This window comes from Elstera litoralis (assembly GCF_000963705.1).
Taxonomy (GTDB): Bacteria; Pseudomonadota; Alphaproteobacteria; order Elsterales; family Elsteraceae; genus Elstera; species Elstera litoralis.
Genome location: NZ_LAJY01000635.1, coordinates 1 through 1,356, shown reverse-complemented (window position 1 = coordinate 1,356; position 1,356 = coordinate 1). Strand labels below are relative to the sequence as shown.

2 protein-coding genes are annotated in these 1,356 nt (G+C 62.2%); both read right to left on the bottom strand.

What is annotated here, in order from left to right; genetic code table 11:
• On the bottom strand, positions 1–1,112 hold a 1,112-nt coding region (locus VZ95_RS27515; RefSeq protein ID WP_045777169.1), incomplete at its 3' end, for a tyrosinase family protein.
• Positions 1,099–1,356 (bottom strand): multicopper oxidase domain-containing protein (locus VZ95_RS18475; RefSeq protein ID WP_045777168.1); only part of this gene is annotated, 258 nt, incomplete at its 5' end. The genes VZ95_RS18475 and VZ95_RS27515, both read right to left, overlap by 14 nt.

Genomic DNA, 1,356 nt, shown 5'->3' with positions numbered 1-1,356 from the left:
GCCGTCGGGTAATGGTAGTGGATCGCCTGATTGATCGTCTGGCCATTGTATTCGCCCGGGTAGCGCAGGGGATACCAGAGCGAATTGGCTTCCAACAGCACATCCAGGAAGGCCCGGCGCAGCGGATTGGTAGCATAATCCACCCCCGTTGCCGCTTTTACCGCCGCGAAGAATGTATCCTGACTGTAGAAGGTCTGGCCGACCAAAGGTTGCAGCGCTTTCGCCTGATCGGCTGGCAGCCCGGCCTTCACCAGTTCCGGCAGCGCCGCCTCGGTGAGGAAGCACATGAACGACTGAGGGATGCGTTGGCCGGTCTCCGGCTGTTCCGGATGATAGGCCGCCATCGTGAAATCCCAGTAGGGCATCGTCACATCGGGGCAGATCGCCTGTAACGCTTTCTCGAACTCGTAGAGATAGACGCGGTGCCAGGGCAGGAAGCGTTCCCAGCCGTGCTGGCAATGGTTCTGGTGGATCAGCGCAAGATTATTGTAATTGCGCGCGTCTTCCGGCCATTTGTTCAGCTCGTACAGGCCGCGAAACGCAAGGCGCAGCCGGTCGATCTGCCAGTCGGTCATGCAGTCGAGGTTCATGCGCTGTACCGGCTCGCCGCGCTCATAGCGATAGGCGTTGGGGTCGCCGGTTAAAAGCCCGAAGACCGGCCCCGCCAGCCCGACGAGTTCGACGCGCGGCATGGCCTCACCGGCGTCCAGCTCGGTGCTGAGGCTGGCCCGGCTCTCACCAGGGCAGCCATCGTCGACCCAAGACGCGACGGTGGCGATTTCCGCCGCCGTCAGCGCGATTCCGCCCCAGGGTAGGCGCGGATACTGCGAACCGTCGAACGGCGCTTCGCCCTTCAGCCCCTTGATGAGGGCCGAGCGGGCGGCGCGCGATGCCCCGCCTTTCACCGGATTACCGCAGCAAGTCAACTCGACTTCCGGCGCGATCAGCGGCAGGTCGAAGAGGGTTGCGGTTAGCAGCGCGTCGCGGTCCAGCGTCCAGAAGGCTTTCAGCCCCCCGTGATCGGCGGCGGTGCCGTTGGCGGCTTTTGCCAGCAGGGCCTGAACGGCGGGGTAGAAGACCGGCGCGTCCAAGGTCGCCTCAATGGTGGCCATGACTGAGGCCCCCTTTACCATCCGGAATGCCGATGGTGACATTCTGCATCATGCCCTGGTCCTCATGGTCGAGAATATGGCAGTGCAGGACAAATTCACCGATGTAGCGCTGATAGCGGGTACGGACGACGATCCGGTAGTAATCCTTCGGCGGATTGGTCAATTGGCCGGGATTGAGGTTGGTTTTGACGAAGATCGTATCCTTCCAGACCCCGCTAAGACCGGCGAACTGATTGTCGCCATC